Origin of the sequence: Hymenobacter psoromatis, from assembly GCA_001596155.1 — a bacterium.
In the GTDB taxonomy this organism is placed as follows: Bacteria; Bacteroidota; Bacteroidia; order Cytophagales; family Hymenobacteraceae; genus Hymenobacter.
The window spans coordinates 5,169,715-5,185,792 of the sequence record CP014771.1; the positions used below are offsets into that span (position 1 = coordinate 5,169,715).

A 16,078-nucleotide genomic window follows, 5' to 3' on the forward strand; every position below is an offset into this window, starting at 1 on the left:
GCAGCAGTGGCAGGCGTAGCCCAACCGGCCTTCGCAAGGCCGCATTTCCCATTCATCTCCCGTTTCCATGAAGCGCCTTTTTGTTCCGCTGCTGGCCGCTGTCAGCCTGTTTACCGTTGTCAGTTGCTCTTCTGATTCGAGCAGCAGTAGTGCTACTAATACCGTTACGACGCCCACGGGTACGTTGCCCGACAGCCTGGCCGACCATGCCGGCGGGCACACCAGCTTTGAAGTCCCCGGCCGATACCGGGGACTTCTGCAACTCGACCACGGCGGACAGATTCACACGGCTGATTTCACCGTCACCGTGCGGGCTTGAAACCACCATCAATTTCTCCATAATTTTTTTCCTGTTCCCATGAAAGTTCTTCGCTCTTTTGCCGCCGCCGCCCTACTGCTGGCCGCTGCCCCGCTCGTTACCCACGCCCAGCACGCCGAAACTGCCGCGGGCGAATCTCACGCCCACGTAGCCCCGCACGGCGGGGTCGTGCGCTCCGCTGGCTCCTATCACGTGGAGTTGGTGGCCCAGCCCACAACGCTGACTTTCTATCTGCTGGGGGCCAAAATGAGTGCCCAGCCCAACAACGGCATGAAGGGTTCGGTGCTGGTGCAACTGACCAATAACAAGACGGCGACGCTGCCCCTCAAGCCAGCGGGCACCGACCAACTCACCGCCACGCTGCCCGCCGGGGCCAGCGTGCGCACGGCCATCGTGACGCTGACTCCAACTGGCGGCAAGGCCATCACGGCCCGCTTCGAGAAGCTGGACGCGCCCCGTGCCCACCAGGCCGTAGCGGCGGTTTACGTCTGCCCCATGCACCCGGAAGTGACGAGCGATAAGCCCGGCTCGTGCCCGAAGTGCCACATGGCTCTGGTCAAGAAATAGTAATTGCCGGCCGCTGCTAGCTTTTCGCTACCCCCGGCCACCGCGCTCCGTACCCGCCCGCCGGCCTTCGGTGGGCGGGCTTACGGCTCAACCTACGTTCATGAAATACTTTTCAATCTGCCAACGATTGCCGGGGCTGCTGCTGCTGGGGCTGCTGGCCGGGCCGGCGCGGGCCCAGCAGGTCGTGGTGCACCTCGACAGCGCCGAGCGCCAGGCCCTGCGCCGGCACCCGCGCCTGCGCCAGTCAGTGCAGGAAATTGAGGAGCAGCGCGCGCTGAAGCGGGGTGCCTTTTCGCTTACCAACCCCGACTTCCTTTACTCGGCTCCTTCAGGCTACCAGTGGGCCGCCGGCGTGGTGCAAACCATCGACTTTCCGACCGTGTACCGCCGGCAAGCCCAGGCCGCGCAAGCCGGCATTTCGCTGGCCGAGCAAGGGCTGGAAGTGAGCCGCGCTACCGTGCGGCGCGACGTGCGCCAGGTCTACCTAAGCCTGCAATTTACTGAGGCTCAAGTACGCCAGCTTACCTACCAGGACAGCCTATTTCGGGCTTTGCAAACGGCTACTGACCGCCTGTTCGCGGCGGGCGAGATAACCGGCCTGCAACAGGTGAGTACCGATGCCGAAGCCCGGCAGGTGCGCAACCAGCTGGAGCAGGCCCGCGTGGACGAGCGCGCGGCGCAACGGCGGCTGGGGCTTCTGCTAGGCCAGCCCGAAGCCAACCTAACCGCCGAAACCGACCTGCGGCAAACCGGCCCCGAGCTGGCCCAGGCCGGCGCGGAGCTGCTCGGCACGCTGCCCGCCCAGGACAGCGCCGCCGTGGCCCGGAGCCCCACGCTGGCCTACTACGGGCAGAACGTGGCCTTGAGCCAGTCGGGCATCAGTCTGGTGCGGGCTCGGCGCACCCCGGCCCTGACGCTCGGCTATCAGAACCAGGGGCTTAATGATTCGCCGACGCGCTACCGCTTCCAGTTTGGCGTGTCGGTGCCCATCTGGTTCTGGACCTACCGCGCCCAGCTGCAAGCGGCCACGGCCCGCGGCCAGGCCGCGCAGGCCCAGTTGCAGGTGCAGCGCCTCGACCTGGGTACCCAGTACCAGCAGGCCCTGGCCGACACCCGCAAGTTTGCCGCCTCGCTCACCTACTACGAGCAAACTGGCCTACCCCAGTCACGGGCCATTATCAGCCAGTCGCAACGGTTGTTCCGGGCCGGCGAAATCAGCTACCTGGTGCTGATTCAGAGTCTAAATCAGGCTTTTACCATTCAGAATACGCACCTGACCGCCATTCGGGACTACCGGCAGGCCATCATCGCACTTAACTACCTGCGGGGCTACTAATGAAGAATCTTCTCCTGCTGCTACTCACGCTGCTGCTGGCCACCGGGGCCCGTGCTCACGGTGGCGAAGACCACGGCGGCGCGGCCAAGCCCTCGGCCGGGCCGGTGGCCACCACGTTTTCGGTGGCCGCGCTCTCCGAAAATTTTGAGCTGCTGCTGCGCTTTGAGCCGCTGACCAAGGGCCAGGACGCCGACATGCGCCTGTTCGTGGCGGACTACGCCACCAACGCCCCGATTAAGGGCGCGAAGCTAACCGTGACCTGCCCGGAAGCGGCTGACTTGCAGTTCACCGTTAGCGAGCAGTCGCCGGGGGCCTACCTGGTCGAGGGCGTTTTCCCGGCCAATCAGACTTATAGCCTGGCCGTCAATATCGTGGCTGGCGATAAAGCCGACTTGATGCTGCTCTCAGGTATTGAGGTAGGCAAGCGCCTACCGGCCGCCGCGGCCCCGCCCGTCGCGGCTCCGGCCCTCATCGGCTCCTGGAAAACGGGGCTGCTGCTTTTCGGGGCCTTCGGGCTGGGTATCGCCGTGACGGCGCTGTTCCTGCGCCGTCGTCGTCCCGCTACTATTTCTTCCTCCACGGCTCCCGTCTATGAAAACCACGCCTAAATTTCTCGCGGCTGCGGCCGCTTTGGGGCTAGCCTTCGCGGTCCTGCTGCCGCCGCCCGCCGCGCTGTGGGCCCACGGCGGCGAAGACCACGGCGGCGCGGCCCCAGCCGCCGCCGGCGTTGCCCTGACCGACGCGGTGGCGCTGCCCAAAGAGAGCCAGTTTCTATTCGGGGTGCGCACCGCGCTGGCCGGCTACTCCGATACCTACTCCCGCCTCACGCTCTACGGCACCGTATCGTCGGCCGCTGGGGGCGAAGGCCGGGTGGTGGCCCCCCAGACCGGGCGCATCGTGAGCCTGGCGGCCAAAGTGGGCCAGCAAGTGCGGGCCGGTCAGGTGCTGGCCGTGGTTGACCAGACGCTGGACGCTACCCAGCAAATCGGCCTCAGTACCGAGCGGGCCAACGCCCAGGCCGAGCTGCGGGCCGCCCAGCAGGATTACGCCCGCTTGCAAACCATTGCTGACATCGCCGCTCGTAAGGACGTGGTGGCCGCCGAGCTGCGCCTGCGCCAGGCCCGCCAGAACGCCGCCATTCTCAACGGGCAGGGTCGCAACCGCCGCGTGCGCATCACTTCGCCCATCAGCGGCACGGTGGACTTGTTTACCCTGGCCGTGGGCCAGCAGGTGACGCAGGGTGATGAGCTGCTGCGGGTATTCAACCCCAGCAAGCTGCGGGTGGAGGCCCAGGTTTTCGCCCAGGACCTGGCTAAAATTCCCGAGGGGGCGCAATTCCGGGTGGAGGGCCTGCAAGGGCAGGCGGGCAGTGCCCCGGCTCGGCTAGTGGTATTCAGTAACGTGGTGAACCCCGTGAACCAGGCCCGCCAGCTGGTGCTCGAACTCGCTGATGCGGGCCGCAACCTGTTCCGCGCCGGCCAGGCCGTGAATGTGCAGGTGCTGGGCCGCAGCGGCGCGGGCCAAAAGCAGCTGGTAGTACCCACTTCGGCCCTGACCGACCTCAATGGCAAGCCCGTGGTCTTCGTGCATACCGACCCGGAAATCTTCAAAATTCACTACGTGCAGCCCGGCCCCGCCAATGGCGAGCAAACCGTGCTGACAGGCGGCGACGTGCAGGAGAATGACCGGGTAGTGAGCGTGGGCACTTACCAGCTCAAATCCATCTACCTTAACCAGTGATTTTTAGGATGTTAGCTACTAACTGATAGCTAGTAGCTTTTTTTAAAATCACCGATAAAAAGGCTAACAGCCATTAACTAATGGCCATCAGCTAAAAAGATGCTCGATAAAATCATTCGCTTTGCTTTGCAAAACCGGCTACTCCTGCTGGCGTTTGCCGGGGGCCTGCTCATTGCCGGCACTTACACGGCCGGGCAGCTGCCCGTGGACGTGCTGCCCGACCTGGACCGCCCCCGCGTGACGGTGTTTCTGGAAGCGGCCGGCATGGCCCCCGAGGAAGTGGAGGCCCTGGTGACGCTGCCCGTGGAAACGGCCCTGAATGGGGCCACCGGCGTGGAAGCCGTGCGCTCCAACTCGGCCATTGGCCTGGGCCTGGTGTTCGTGGAGTTCGACTACGGCACTGATATTTTCACGGCCCGCCAGATTGTGGCCGAGAAGCTGCAAACCGTGAGCGGGCAGCTACCCACCGGCATTACACCGGTGCTGGGACCGATTTCCTCGGTCATGGGCCAGATTATGCTGGTCGGGCTGTCGGGTGATACTACCTCGGCCGCCGACCTGCGCACGCTGGCCAACTACACCGTGCGCCAACGCCTGCTCAGCATTCCGGGCGTGGCGCAGGTTATTCCCATTGGCGGCGACAACCTGCAATACCAGGTGCTGCTGGATATGCCCCGCCTGAACGCTACGGGTCTGACTATCACGCAGGTGGAAGAAGCTTTGCGCCGCTCCAACCTGAATACTACCGGTAACTTCTTCGACCGCAACGGCTCGGAAGTGCTGATTCGCAACCTGGGCCGGCTGCGCTCGGTGCCGGACATTGAGAACATCATTGTGGGCTACCGGCAGGGCTCGCCCATCAGCGTGAAGCAGGTGGCCAACGTGGCCTTCGGGGCGCGGTTCAAGCGCGGCGACGGCAGCGTGAACGGTAAGCCCGCCGTGATTCTGAGCATCGAAAAGCAACCCGGCACGGCCACCGTGGGCCTGACCGAAGCCGTGGAAAAGGCGCTGGTCGAGTTACAGCCCTCGCTGCCGAAGGACGTGCGGGTGAACACGCGCCTGTTCCGGCAGGCCGATTTTATTGAGTCGTCGATAAGCAACGTGGAGGATGCGCTGCGCGACGGAGCCATTCTGGTGGTTATCGTGCTGTTTGCCTTCCTGCTGAACGTGCGCACCACGTTTATTTCGCTGGTCGCCATTCCGTTGTCGCTGCTGGTTACGGCCCTGGTGTTCCGCTTCGCCGGCATCAGCATCAACACCATGACGCTGGGCGGGCTAGCCATTGCCATCGGCGAGTTGGTGGACGACGCCATTGTGGACGTGGAAAACGTGTTCCGGCGGCTGCGGGAAAACCAGCACCTACCCCGCCCTAAACCCGCTTTGCGGGTGATTTACGCGGCTTCCTCGGAGGTGCGCAACTCCATCGTGTACGCCACCATCATCGTGGTGCTAGTCTTTCTGCCGCTCTTCGCGCTCGAAGGTATCGAAGGCCGCATTTTCGCGCCGCTGGGCGTGGCCTACATCACCAGCATTGTGGCCTCGCTGTTCGTCTCACTCACCGTTACGCCGGTGCTCTGCTACTACCTGCTACCCCGCATGAAGCAGATTCGGGCGGCCGAGCAGGAAGGCCGGCTAATCCGCTGGCTCAAGCATAAGGATACCCGGCTGCTGCATTGGGGGCTTAGCCGCCCGAAAGTAGTGCTGACCGTCACTGGCCTGCTGTTCGCGGCGGCCGTCTCGCTGGTGCCCTTTTTCGGAACCGAGTTTCTGCCGCCCTTCAACGAAGGCTCGCTGACGGTGAACTTCTCCGCGCCCGCCGGCACCTCGCTCACCGAGGCCAACAAGCTGGGCACATTGGGCGAGGAGCAGATTCTGAAGTTGCCCGAAGTGGCCTACACCGCCCGGCGCACCGGCCGCGCCGAGTTGGATGAGCACGCCGAAGCGGTGAACAACTCCGAAATCGAAGTAGCCTTTAAAACGGCCGAGGAGCTGAAGAAAGCGGGCAAAACCCTCCGAAGCCGCGCGGAAATCCTGGCCGATTTACGCCAGCGCCTGGGCCTGATTACGGGGGTAAACGTGAACATCGGCCAGCCCATCTCCCACCGCCTCGACCACCTGCTGAGCGGGGTACGGGCGCAGGTAGCCATCAAGGTTTTCGGCAACGATTTGCTGGAGTTGCGCCGCTACGCCGACGAAATCCGCACCGTCGCCGGCGCGGTGCCCGGCGTGGTGGACTTGCAGGTGGAGAAGCAGGTGCAGATTTCGCAGTTGCTGGTGCGCCCTCGCGACGCGGCGCTGCGGGCCTACGGCCTGGAGCGCGGCCAGGTAGTAGCCACCCTCGAAACCCTGTTTCAGGGCGACGTGGTGTCGCAGATACTCGACGGGCAGAAGCGCTTCGACCTGCTGGTGAAGCTGCCCGAAAACCAGCGCAACGACGTGACCACTATTGCCCAGACCCGCATTGAAACGCCGAGCGGGGCGCTAATTCCGGTGAGCCAGGTGGCCGACGTGAGCTACGAGCCTGGCCCCAACACTATCAACCACGAGAATATCCAGCGCCGCATTACCGTCTCGATGAACGTGGCCGGGCGCGACTTGGGCAGCACGGTGAAAGAAGTGCAGGCCCGCATCAACCAGCAGGTGAAGCTGCCGGCCGGCTACTACCTCACCTACGGCGGGCAGTTCGAGAGCCAGCAATCAGCTTCCCAGAAGATTCTCTGGCTGAGCCTGTTTTCGCTGGCTGGCATCTTCCTGGTGCTCTACTCGCACTTCAAGTCGGGGCTGCTGGTGGGGCAGATTATGCTTAACATTCCCCTGGCCCTTATCGGCTCGGTGGCGGCGGTGCTGCTCACGGGCGGCACGTTCAGCATTGCCTCGCTGGTGGGCTTTATCACCCTTACCGGCATTGCCTCGCGCAACGGCATCATGATGATTTCGCACTACCTCCATTTAGTAGAGCACGAGGGCGAAGTATTCGGGAAGGAGATGATTATCCGGGGTTCGCTCGAACGCCTGGTGCCGGTGCTGATGACGGCCCTGGTGGCGGCCCTGGCCCTGGTGCCGCTCACGCTAGCCAAGGATGCGCCGGGCAAGGAAATCCTCTACCCCGTGGCCACCGTGATTCTCGGTGGTCTGCTCTCGTCCACCTTCCTCGACATCGTGGTGACGCCGGTAGTCTTCTGGCTGGTCGGCGAAAAGGCCCTGGCCCAGTACCGCCGCGGCCACAACGAGGTCAGCCTTGATGCGCACCCCCAGCCGGACGCCCAAGAGCTGGATGCCCAGCCCCTTACCCCGCTGGCCGACCAGAACACTATTCCATCCGCTGTCTAACGCCCTGCCTCGTGCCTTTCTCCTCTTCAGACCAAGCCGATAGTATGCTGTACGTCAAGAACATGGTGTGTATGCGCTGTATTCAGCGAGTACAGCACGAGCTGGAAAGCCTGGGTCTGCGGGTGCTGGCGGTGCGCCTGGGAGCTGCCAAGGTAGCCGGCCCGGCTGCCGAGTTGAACTGGGAGCGCGTCCGGGAGACGTTAGCCGCGGCCGGTTTCATCCTGCTGGAAAATCCCCGGCACGCCAGGGCTACCCAAGTCAAGCAGTTAGTTACCGACTTGTTGCGCCGTCCTGAATTACGGCCCCGCGACTTCATCCCGGTTCTGGCCCAGGAAGCGGGCTTGAGCGTGCGCCAGTTGCACGGCATTTTCGCCCGGCTGCCGGGTCCCGAGAGCCTCGTCAGCCACATTAGTGAGCAGCGGTTGGCCTACGCGCAGGAGCTGCTGGCGGGTTCTCAACTGAGTATCAGCCGCATTGCCCGGCAGCTGGGCTACGGTAGCCTGTCGCATTTCTCCAGTCAGTTCCGGCGGTTCGTAGGGCACGCCCCATCAGCTTACCGGCAGCAAATGGACCAGGCAGCCGCCGCGGCTGCCTCAGCCGCCAATGCGCTAAATAATGCAAGCTAATGGGCGGCTTGGTGCAAACCCGAAGCGGAAACGTTTAGGTATAAGTAGAGAAACCACCTAATTCCTTTTCCCATGCCCACCCAAAACCAATCCCTGCTCGACGCTCTCAACGCCTGCGTGGCTTCCTGCGAGAACTGCGCCACTGCCGGCCTGCGCGGTGACGATATCAAAATGATGGCCCGTTGCATCGAACTTGACCGCGACTGCGCCGACTTCTGCGCCCTAACGGCTCGCTTCGTGGCCCGCGACTCGAAGCACGCCCAGCACTTGCTGAAGGAGTGCGCCGAAATCTGCAAAGCCTGCGGCGACGAGTGCGAAAAGCACGCCGCCCACATGGAGCACTGCCGCGAGTGCGCCGAAGCTTGTCGCCGTTGCGAAGCAGCTTGCCGCGAGGCGATGAGCATGGCCGCTTAGTACAAGCAGCCATTCGATTTCCAGCCAAAGCCCGGTCGTTCAATGGCCGGGCTTTGTTGTTTTTGTCTTGTACTACCCCATTGCCTCCGTCCCACTGCCGAACCTGAATCACTTTGGTAGCAATAGTGTCTTATTTATCAACAACTTCCGTAACAAATTCAACTTTCCCCTACCCCATGAAAAACGCATTGAAACTATTGCCCGTGCTGCTGCTCAGCGGCGCTTGCCTCCAGGCCCAGGCCCAGACCGCCCCCGCTACCCAGCCAATGAGTGGCCAAATGGCTCACGGTCAGATGGCCATGACCGGCTGCACCATGAAAGATGGCAAAATGATGATGATGCACGGTAGCAAAATGATGCCCATGACTAAAGACATGGCCATGAGCGACGGCAGCGTCTGCAAGACTGACGGCACCTGCATCATGAAAGATGGCACCAAGATGACCATGAAGGATGGCCAGTGCATGATGATGGACGGCAAGATGACTACGATGGCAGAGATGCATAAGAGCGGCAAAATGAAGCCGGACGCCAAGATGGGCAACATGAAAATGTAGCCTCCGCGACTTCCCGGAAAGAGGCCGCGCTGAAGCCGGCGCGGTCTTCTTCGTTCTAGCGCCTCACTAGCTCCTTGGTCGCGAAATCATACAAGCCCTAAACCTAATCCTGTACCCCTACTACGGCACTGGCGGCTAGCTTTATTTGTTTTAATTCCGTAGCCTGACGTGCTCAGCTACCCTAACTTTTACTCACCATGAAAACGCTTCAGTTCAAAACCAACATCAATTGCGGTGGCTGCATCAAGGCCGTTACCCCTACCCTCAATAAGGAAGCCGGGGCCGGCAACTGGCAAGTGGACACCGCTAACCCCAACAAGATTCTCACCGTCAACTCCGACCAGCTCACGGCTGCGCAGGTCATGCAGGCCGTGGAGCAAGCCGGCTTTAAGATTCAGGCTGCCTAAGGTCCTGCTTTGTTTGCAGAAAAACGCCTGGTATTACCGGGCGTTTTTTTTGGCAGCTAGTTGCCAAAAGCTCTGGTACCGGGCAGCCAGCACTTCGCTTTATAGCGGACCTATCCGGTTATAAATTAATACCGCGTCCTTGCATAATTTCAAGCTACACTGGTCCCGCTACCGTTAGCTTTCGACCCACATATTCTGGAATGGCTGTTTTATGTGGGCCACAGCACAGAGCGTGACTAACCTGAGCCGTAACCCGGCACTGTTTCCGGGGGTTTAGTCGGTACCTGGGTTCTGCTGCTGGTTAGGCTTACCAGTGGCCTAGGCAACCCTAACCGGCGGGGTTACGCTTGAAACTCGGCAGTTTCCAACGTGTAGTCCGGCTAGCCTGATACCTTTTCCAAACCCTTATGCTGCATACTATTGCGCTTATTTCACTGCTCGTGGCCGGACTGTGCGTCGTCATCGTTGGCATTGACATTCTGAATGGTCACCGTCAAAAGATGTGGATTATGAATTACGTCTGGCTACTCACGCCGCTCTATTCCGGGCTGGTGGGCTTACAAGCTGGGCCGGCCCCAGAGTCACCCACCGGGCCAGGGCGACCAGCAGAAAGACCAAGATAAATCGGGCCAGGATAGCCAGCAAAAGGGCCAGAAGTCCAGCCAAGGACCGGGCCAAGGTAAGGACCAGAAGAAAGAAGATGACAAGCCTAAAAAGCCCTTCTGGCAGAGCGTGGTGGTGGGCGCGCTGCACTGCGGCAGTGGCTGCACGCTGGGCGACATCATAGTGGAAACCTTCGTGCTATTTGTGCCTTTTGTGCTGTTCGGGCACGCCATTTTCGGGGCCTGGGTGCTCGATTACGGCCTCGCTTTTCTCTTTGGCATTGCTTTTCAGTACTTCACCATTAAGCCCATGAAAGACCTCTCGCCGGTTGAGGGGCTCAAAGCAGCGATTAAGGCCGATACGCTTTCGTTAACTGCTTGGCAGGTAGGAATGTACGGCTGGATGGCCATTGCCAAGTTCGTCATTTTCAAGCATGAGTTGAAGGCAAACGACCCGGTGTTCTGGTTTATGATGCAGCTGGCCATGCTGTTAGGATTTATTACGTCCTACCCCGTTAACTGGTGGCTGATTAAAAAGAAAATTAAAGAAGCCATGTAGTCGGCGCACTAGCTGCCGACCGTCAACCATCCCCCAGCCGCGTTGGTCGCGGTCGGGGGATGGTTGTAAAATGTGCCGGATAGACTTGCATAATCTTGGTCTGACTACACCAAATTGGCAATTGCTTTATTATGTAAACTACTTATTAACAGTAGCTTATTAACTATCAGTCGCTGTCTAGCTTACTTAAAAGGTGTAACCCTGAGTTAGTTCTCGCGGTTTACGAGTCACCTAATATTCATCTGTTTCAGCCACCTAATCCCCCGAATGCTGCGTAGCCTCTACCGTTTCCGCCGCCTGTTGGCCACGACCTGCTTGGTTATGTTTGCCAACGTGCTGGTGGGGCAGTGCTGGTGCGCAAGCCCGCGCCCGGCGCGGACCCGACGGTCGGTAGCAGCTGCGCATTCGTGCTGCCAGCAAGCAGCGGCCGACCCGGCTAGCTGCTGCCAGCCAACTGCCTGCGTGCGGCTTACTAAACACCCGCCTTTAGCTGGCCGCCACTCGCATTCGGGCTGCTGCCGCGACCAGAAAGCCTCGCTGCTGGCCAAGCTGAGCCAGCCGAATGACCAGGGAATATTCCTGCCTGGCCCGGCTTTGTTGCCGGCAGCCCTGGCCCTACCCCCTCGGCCCTGGGCCAGCCGCTGGAGCCGTACCCAAGCCGTGCGCTTGGTGCTGCCGCGCTACCTGCCCCCCAAAATCCCCGACCTGCGCATCTTCCTGCGGTCCCTGACAGTCTGATTTTACCTGTGCGCCCCGGCTCGCGTCGGTACGGCTCTGCCGTGCCCGGCGCGGGCCGGGGCGCAGCTACGTCCAGCTGAGTGGGCCTTTGACCTACTGTTTTGGGACTTTCACGGCTTGCGTTGCCTCATTTTGCCGGGGCAGGACGAGCACGCAAAATATTGCTAATTAACTCTTTTTACCCATTTCCACTCATTACCATGAAACCTATTCAACCACTTACCCTGGGATTAGGGTTGTTGCTGGCCTCGTGCTCGGCCAGCCACACCACTACTGAGCCCCGCAAGGAACTCAGCTACATCCGGGGGCCGTACAACGCGGCGTTTTTTCGTCGGCACGGCCCTTCCGAAGCCTACTCGGCGGGCTTCCACTACCACCACGGCAAGCAGCACGACTTGCTGCTGCAAACCAAGCTGGCCGACCGCGAGAAGGTAGATGCCGACTTCGATGCCTCGGTGTTCGATTACGTGAAGAACAAGAAGTCCAAAGTTGGCCCCTCCATGTCGCTGTATGGCCCCTACACCGCACGGGTGGCCTGGAAGCTGTTTCGCACCATTGACTGGACGCACCAGCACCACGAGCAGACCTACGACATTATGGCCAGCCAGAAGGTGGCCTGGGACAAGAAAAAGGAGTGGACCGACCGCGCCGTGAAGCTCTACCTGGCTCGCAACAAGGACGTGGCCCGCTCGGTGGCTCCGCTCGACATCACCATGCGCCGGGCGGCCTGCATGATGAAGCCCTACTTCACCTACTACCGCAACTTCTATCCCAAGTCGAACTCCGAAGCCTGGGTGGCCCACTGGTGGCACCCAGCCATCTACGAGGCGCAGATGATAAGCGGTAACGCCGACGGGGGCCAGGAGGCCGCCCTCAAGGCCGTGAATGATTTAATGTTCGCACAGGTGTACCCCAACCGGCCGCAACGCATGGTCCTGAGTCGTGAGCTGATGCCGCGCTACTCGCGCATGTCGCCCGAATCGGCCAACATCTTCGACAATCTGCACATGCTGCACGGGCTGGCTTATGATATTCTGGCCTACGAGGGCTGGACCGAGCAGCAGCAGCGCGACGAATTGTACCGCGTCATCGCGGCCATGAGCTACCAGCCGGGCGACGAGAAATACGTGCGCAAGTTCGACCTGCCCCACCCCGACGTAGACCCGCGCCAGTACCCCGCCTGGATGGCCAGCTCAGAGGGCTCGATGTCGAAAATCATGAACGAGATGATGGACGAGATGATGCCGCTGATGATGCCGGACATGACCCCCGATATGAAGGAAAAGATGATGGCGCAGTTCCAAATGAAGATGCGCCCCGGCATGGAGCCCGGTGAAATCGAGGGCTCCCTGCACGATGCCATGATGAAGATGATGCCCGGCATGAAGATGATGCCCGGCGGCCTGGAGCCCGGCAAAACGCCCGAGATGATGCGCGATACCATGCTCAAGGGCTGGCAGGAAAAGCACGGTGATATGCCCGACGTGCCTTCCCTACCTATGAACGTAGAGCCGACTTTGGCGGCCTTCGGCAAGTAACCCGCTTCGTTTTCTCAGCAAGGTAAGTACCCGGTGCGCTGGGTACCCCACTCATTTTTTCATTCCGAATTAATTATTGACATGACCTTTTTTGTATTTTTTCGCGCAATAGCAGTCTTGCTGTTGCTGCTTTGTCTGGCACCACTGGCCCAGGCCCAATCCGACCAGCTCAACCTGGAAGGGGGCTTCGGCACCCGCCTGGAAGATGCCTACGCCACGGCCTACGGTAACCGCGAGCTGCAACTGCCCGTGACGTACCGGCGCAGCCGCGACGGCCGCAACCTGGTGCAGTACGTCCCCACGCTCGAAATCGGGCCGTTTCGTAACACCCAGTTTTCGGTGGGCGTGCCCTTGTACAGCGGTAACGGCGACCGCACGGGCAGCGGCAACGTGCAGTTTAAGGGCCTATATAATTTCAACACCGAGGGCCGGTTCGTGCCGGCGATGGCCGTAGCCGGCGAGCTGGACCTGAGCACCGGCCGCGACAACTACGGCACGGATTACGCCGGCACGTTTATTCTCACCAAGGGTATTCTGAGCCGGTTGGGCCTGCACCGGCTGCACGCCAACCTGCTCTACCGCCGCAACAACCAGCCGCAACTGGTGGCGGAGGGCGGCGAAATCATCGGCGAGCGCCTTGACCGCTTCACGTTGCTGGTCGGTTATTCCGGGCGCATTTTTCCCCAATCAACGCTCATCGTGGACTTCGTGCGCGAGCAGCTACCCCTGCGTGGCCAGTTAGGCTCGTCGGTAGAGGCCGGCCTGCGCCGACAGATGAATCCGCGCATGGTCATGTCGGGCGGGGTCGCGGTGGGTGTGGGTACCGATGCGGACAAGTACCGCCTCAACCTGGCCATTCAGCAGTCGTTCTAATGCGCGGCGGCTGGTAGCTAAGACCGGTCGCCGCCTATTTTTCTTCTTAACTCCTTTTTCCATGCTTACCCGTCAATCGCTGCTACTGTGGTGGGGGCTCACCGTCACGGTGGCCTACCTGCTGACTGAATACTTTGGCCACACGATGGAACACGGCCACCATGCCGTGCTCTATACCTGGACCGCCGCCATGCTGGTGCCGGTGGCTCTCACGCTGGGGCTGGGCGGCCGGGCCAATGCCTTGGTGTGGGTGTGGGCCGGGGCCACGGTGCTGGCGATGGTCGAAAACTTCGGAGCCCACGCCTCTGAATCCAAGCCGCTGATGCAGTTCAGCTTTCATACGCTGTGGTTCTTGTTTGGGGCTGTCGGCTTCGCCTACACTGCCGCTGTGGTCGAGGGTAGCACCCGCAAGCGGCTCTACGCCGTTGCCGCGCTGCTCAACCTCATCGGAGCAGGTCTGCTGCTGGTCAACCACGACTTTTTGAAGGGCTACCAGTTTATTGTATTGGCCCTGATTCAGGGCGTGCCGATGCTGCTCGACGTACCGCTGCGCCGACAGCACGAGGCACAGGCGGGGTAGGAGGCCGGCTCGGCTGACTTTTTCCTGTTCGTTTATATTTCATCGATTCACTCATGGCCATTCAATTCATTTTCGCCCCCGACCTGCTGGCTTCCCTGCGCTGGTACGCTGATGTGCTCAACCTGCCCGAAGAGGCTATGCAAGCCGACCCGCCCACGCTCCAGGTACCCGGTGCCGACACGCTGGTATTCTCCACGCAGGGCCGGCCGGGGTCGCACGTTCTCCCGGTTGGTTCGGCCGCTACCGCCCGGCAGCGGTTTGAGCACCGCCCGCTGGTACCGGGCGAAAATCAGGGGCGGATAGTGGCGGCCGGCCCCGGTCACCTCTCCCTGATTGACCCGGCCAACAACCAACTCACGCTCCTGGAGCCGGACAGCGGGGGGCTAACCTCCTGAATACCAGGCTTTAAAGCGCCGGCCTACGGATTAGGCAGATTCCTTGGCAGTCAAGCCAACACACTTCTCTCTTCTAATCTATTTTTTCGTCCTAATGGAACACAAAACCCCTTACTCCCGCTTTTTTCTGATGCTGGGCACCTCCCTGGTGGCCATGTACGCCGTGATGTACCTGAACGTCTACGAGTGGGACCACGTGTATTTCAGCCTCACCCGCGTATATATGGCCCTGCTCATGCTAGTGCCGATGACCCTGATTATGATGGGTTTTATGTGGAGTATGTACCCTAACAAGCAGGGCAACGCCCTGATTATGGGGGGTAGCCTAGTAGCCTTCGTGGTGGTCATCATTATGGTGCGCTCCCAAACCTTTATTGGCGACACACTCTGGATGAAGGCCATGATTCCGCACCACTCCATTGCCATCATGGTCAGCAAGCGTGCGGATATCAAGGACCCGGAGGTGCGCCAGCTGGCCGACAGCATCATTGCGGCCCAAGAGCGCGAAATTAAGCAGATGCAGCGGATGCTGGCCCGGCTGGAACGGGCGCGGGTCGCGCAGTAGCCAGCGTCATCCGGGGGCAGACCCGGAAACAGCGCCAGTAGTTAGGGGATTATGGTCAACCGAAAAACCGGGGTAAGTAGCTAATAATCTGCGCGCTCTGCTGGTTTGCGCCGTTATTCTTGAGGTGCTGACAGGGGCGGATAAGTTATTGATTGATGTTACGCAAGGCTCATCCACCCGGACCGTGCGCGAGCTAAAGCCGAGGGCATCACCAAGCTGGCCATGCGCTCGGGCGATAGAGAAGAGACACGCGGGTACGATGTGGGAAGCGGTGTTTGCCGACGTGGGCGTGGCTTTGCTGGCCATTTTGAACGCCGTGCTCATTCGGCGCATGAATCTTCTCTCGCCTCCCACCTTGCCGCTGGCCGCCAACCGATAGCCTCGACTTGCCTGCCGCGTCTTTCGCCTAATACCAGTACCCATGATTTTACCCTTACTGCTCCTACCCCCCGCCGCGCCGGCGGCCCTGGCCTGGACCACGATTCTGCTGTTTTCGCTGCTGCCCGCCGTGGTGATGGTGGGGGGCGGTAGTGGCCGTGCAGCGCCCGCCGGGGCCGGCGCTGCGCCATTCTGCATTTCGCGGCCGGCGTGGTGTTCTCGGTAGTGGCCGTGGAACTCATCCCCGCGCAGCTAAAGCTGCCAGTGCTGGTAGCCGTGTCCGCGCCGCCCGCGTTGCGCCTGGCTCACCGCTCGCTTACCCCCACCTACCCGGCCGATGAGCCGGCCGCAACGCCGTGATTGGCAACTACTGCCCCGCCGCCCGCCTGCCCCGCCTACGTGCGGAGCCATGCCTTTTTGGTTTAGCTTCTGGGTGTTACTTTATGCTCCCGGTCCGTCGGCCGTGGGACTTTCGTGCGTGCGGCTGGGCACGGCCGGCGCGGTGCCCGTGCTCGGCGGCTTGCGGCCCGGCGACCGGCTGGCCGGGGCCTACC

Annotated in this window: 18 protein-coding genes; 17 read left to right on the forward strand and 1 reads right to left on the reverse strand. The window is 61.2% G+C overall.

The window, feature by feature from the left end:
• Window positions 1–52: 52 nt before the first annotated feature.
• On the reverse strand, window positions 53–340 hold the full coding sequence (locus tag A0257_21980) for a hypothetical protein (protein ID AMR29497.1): 288 nt from the start codon (window positions 338–340) through the stop codon (window positions 53–55).
• 18 nt (window positions 341–358) lie between these two features.
• Between A0257_21980 and A0257_21985 the strand changes: the two genes are divergently transcribed.
• From A0257_21985 to A0257_22065, 17 genes are all read left to right on the forward strand, one after another.
• Window positions 359–886: a hypothetical protein gene (locus A0257_21985; GenBank protein ID AMR29498.1), complete on the forward strand. Its 528-nt coding sequence runs from the start codon at window positions 359–361 to the stop codon at window positions 884–886.
• A gap of 127 nt (window positions 887–1,013) precedes the next feature.
• Window positions 1,014–2,222: a hypothetical protein gene (locus tag A0257_21990; protein ID AMR29499.1), complete on the forward strand. Its 1,209-nt coding sequence runs from the start codon at window positions 1,014–1,016 to the stop codon at window positions 2,220–2,222.
• The gene (locus tag A0257_21995; GenBank protein AMR29500.1) at window positions 2,222–2,830 is read left to right on the forward strand and encodes a hypothetical protein; all 609 of its coding nucleotides are present in this window, start codon (window positions 2,222–2,224) and stop codon (window positions 2,828–2,830) included. The genes A0257_21990 and A0257_21995 overlap by 1 nt, the downstream gene beginning before the upstream one ends.
• Window positions 2,814–3,962, forward strand: coding sequence for a hypothetical protein (locus tag A0257_22000; protein AMR29501.1), 1,149 nt, complete (start codon window positions 2,814–2,816; stop codon window positions 3,960–3,962). Before A0257_21995 ends, A0257_22000 begins: the two co-directional genes overlap by 17 nt.
• Window positions 3,963–4,061: 99 nt before the next feature.
• Window positions 4,062–7,292, forward strand: a complete 3,231-nt coding sequence (locus A0257_22005) for a multidrug transporter AcrB (GenBank protein AMR29502.1) — start codon at window positions 4,062–4,064, stop codon at window positions 7,290–7,292.
• 44 nt (window positions 7,293–7,336) lie between these two features.
• Window positions 7,337–7,918 (forward strand): hypothetical protein, encoded by a 582-nt coding sequence (locus A0257_22010; GenBank protein ID AMR29503.1) that lies wholly within the window; start codon window positions 7,337–7,339, stop codon window positions 7,916–7,918.
• Window positions 7,919–7,990: 72 nt separating this feature from the next.
• Entirely contained in the window at window positions 7,991–8,332 is a 342-nt protein-coding gene (locus A0257_22015) for a ferredoxin (protein AMR29504.1), read from the forward strand.
• Between the two features lie 176 nt (window positions 8,333–8,508).
• Window positions 8,509–8,889 (forward strand): hypothetical protein, encoded by a 381-nt coding sequence (locus tag A0257_22020; protein AMR29505.1) that lies wholly within the window; start codon window positions 8,509–8,511, stop codon window positions 8,887–8,889.
• 197 nt (window positions 8,890–9,086) lie between these two features.
• A complete protein-coding gene (locus A0257_22025; GenBank protein ID AMR29506.1) occupies window positions 9,087–9,296 on the forward strand; it encodes a hypothetical protein in 210 nt (69 codons plus the stop codon).
• A gap of 732 nt (window positions 9,297–10,028) precedes the next feature.
• The gene (locus A0257_22030) at window positions 10,029–10,457 is read left to right on the forward strand and encodes a hypothetical protein (protein ID AMR29507.1); all 429 of its coding nucleotides are present in this window, start codon (window positions 10,029–10,031) and stop codon (window positions 10,455–10,457) included.
• A gap of 267 nt (window positions 10,458–10,724) precedes the next feature.
• Window positions 10,725–11,195: a hypothetical protein gene (locus A0257_22035; protein ID AMR29508.1), complete on the forward strand. Its 471-nt coding sequence runs from the start codon at window positions 10,725–10,727 to the stop codon at window positions 11,193–11,195.
• A gap of 200 nt (window positions 11,196–11,395) precedes the next feature.
• Window positions 11,396–12,733 (forward strand): hypothetical protein, encoded by a 1,338-nt coding sequence (locus A0257_22040; GenBank protein AMR29509.1) that lies wholly within the window; start codon window positions 11,396–11,398, stop codon window positions 12,731–12,733.
• Between the two features lie 81 nt (window positions 12,734–12,814).
• Complete coding sequence (locus A0257_22045) at window positions 12,815–13,606, forward strand: hypothetical protein (GenBank protein AMR29510.1); 792 nt, start codon at window positions 12,815–12,817, stop codon at window positions 13,604–13,606.
• Between the two features lie 61 nt (window positions 13,607–13,667).
• Window positions 13,668–14,186: a hypothetical protein gene (locus tag A0257_22050; protein ID AMR29511.1), complete on the forward strand. Its 519-nt coding sequence runs from the start codon at window positions 13,668–13,670 to the stop codon at window positions 14,184–14,186.
• 53 nt (window positions 14,187–14,239) lie between these two features.
• Window positions 14,240–14,581, forward strand: coding sequence for a hypothetical protein (locus A0257_22055; protein ID AMR29512.1), 342 nt, complete (start codon window positions 14,240–14,242; stop codon window positions 14,579–14,581).
• A 94-nt stretch (window positions 14,582–14,675) separates the two neighbouring features.
• Window positions 14,676–15,146, forward strand: coding sequence for a DUF305 domain-containing protein (locus A0257_22060; GenBank protein AMR29513.1), 471 nt, complete (start codon window positions 14,676–14,678; stop codon window positions 15,144–15,146).
• A gap of 421 nt (window positions 15,147–15,567) precedes the next feature.
• Entirely contained in the window at window positions 15,568–15,750 is a 183-nt protein-coding gene (locus A0257_22065) for a hypothetical protein (protein ID AMR29514.1), read from the forward strand.
• Window positions 15,751–16,078: the final 328 nt, after the last annotated feature.

Bases quoted from the DNA above. Each gene is read 5' to 3' on its own strand.
- A0257_22050 (AMR29511.1), top strand. From the start codon at position 13,668: ATGCTTACCCGTCAATCGCTGCTACTGTGGTGGGGGCTCACCGTCACG.
- A0257_21985 (AMR29498.1), top strand. From the start codon at position 359: ATGAAAGTTCTTCGCTCTTTTGCCGCCGCCGCCCTACTGCTGGCCGCT.
- A0257_22045 (AMR29510.1), top strand. From the start codon at position 12,815: ATGACCTTTTTTGTATTTTTTCGCGCAATAGCAGTCTTGCTGTTGCTG.
- A0257_22035 (AMR29508.1), top strand. From the start codon at position 10,725: ATGCTGCGTAGCCTCTACCGTTTCCGCCGCCTGTTGGCCACGACCTGC.
- A0257_22010 (AMR29503.1), top strand. From the start codon at position 7,337: ATGCTGTACGTCAAGAACATGGTGTGTATGCGCTGTATTCAGCGAGTA.
- A0257_22065 (AMR29514.1), top strand. From the start codon at position 15,568: ATGATTTTACCCTTACTGCTCCTACCCCCCGCCGCGCCGGCGGCCCTG.
- A0257_21995 (AMR29500.1), top strand. From the start codon at position 2,222: ATGAAGAATCTTCTCCTGCTGCTACTCACGCTGCTGCTGGCCACCGGG.
- A0257_22040 (AMR29509.1), top strand. From the start codon at position 11,396: ATGAAACCTATTCAACCACTTACCCTGGGATTAGGGTTGTTGCTGGCC.
- A0257_22015 (AMR29504.1), top strand. From the start codon at position 7,991: ATGCCCACCCAAAACCAATCCCTGCTCGACGCTCTCAACGCCTGCGTG.
- A0257_22060 (AMR29513.1), top strand. From the start codon at position 14,676: ATGGAACACAAAACCCCTTACTCCCGCTTTTTTCTGATGCTGGGCACC.
- A0257_22025 (AMR29506.1), top strand. From the start codon at position 9,087: ATGAAAACGCTTCAGTTCAAAACCAACATCAATTGCGGTGGCTGCATC.
- A0257_22055 (AMR29512.1), top strand. From the start codon at position 14,240: ATGGCCATTCAATTCATTTTCGCCCCCGACCTGCTGGCTTCCCTGCGC.
- A0257_21980 (AMR29497.1), bottom strand. From the start codon at position 340: ATGGAGAAATTGATGGTGGTTTCAAGCCCGCACGGTGACGGTGAAATC.
- A0257_22000 (AMR29501.1), top strand. From the start codon at position 2,814: ATGAAAACCACGCCTAAATTTCTCGCGGCTGCGGCCGCTTTGGGGCTA.
- A0257_22020 (AMR29505.1), top strand. From the start codon at position 8,509: ATGAAAAACGCATTGAAACTATTGCCCGTGCTGCTGCTCAGCGGCGCT.
- A0257_22005 (AMR29502.1), top strand. From the start codon at position 4,062: ATGCTCGATAAAATCATTCGCTTTGCTTTGCAAAACCGGCTACTCCTG.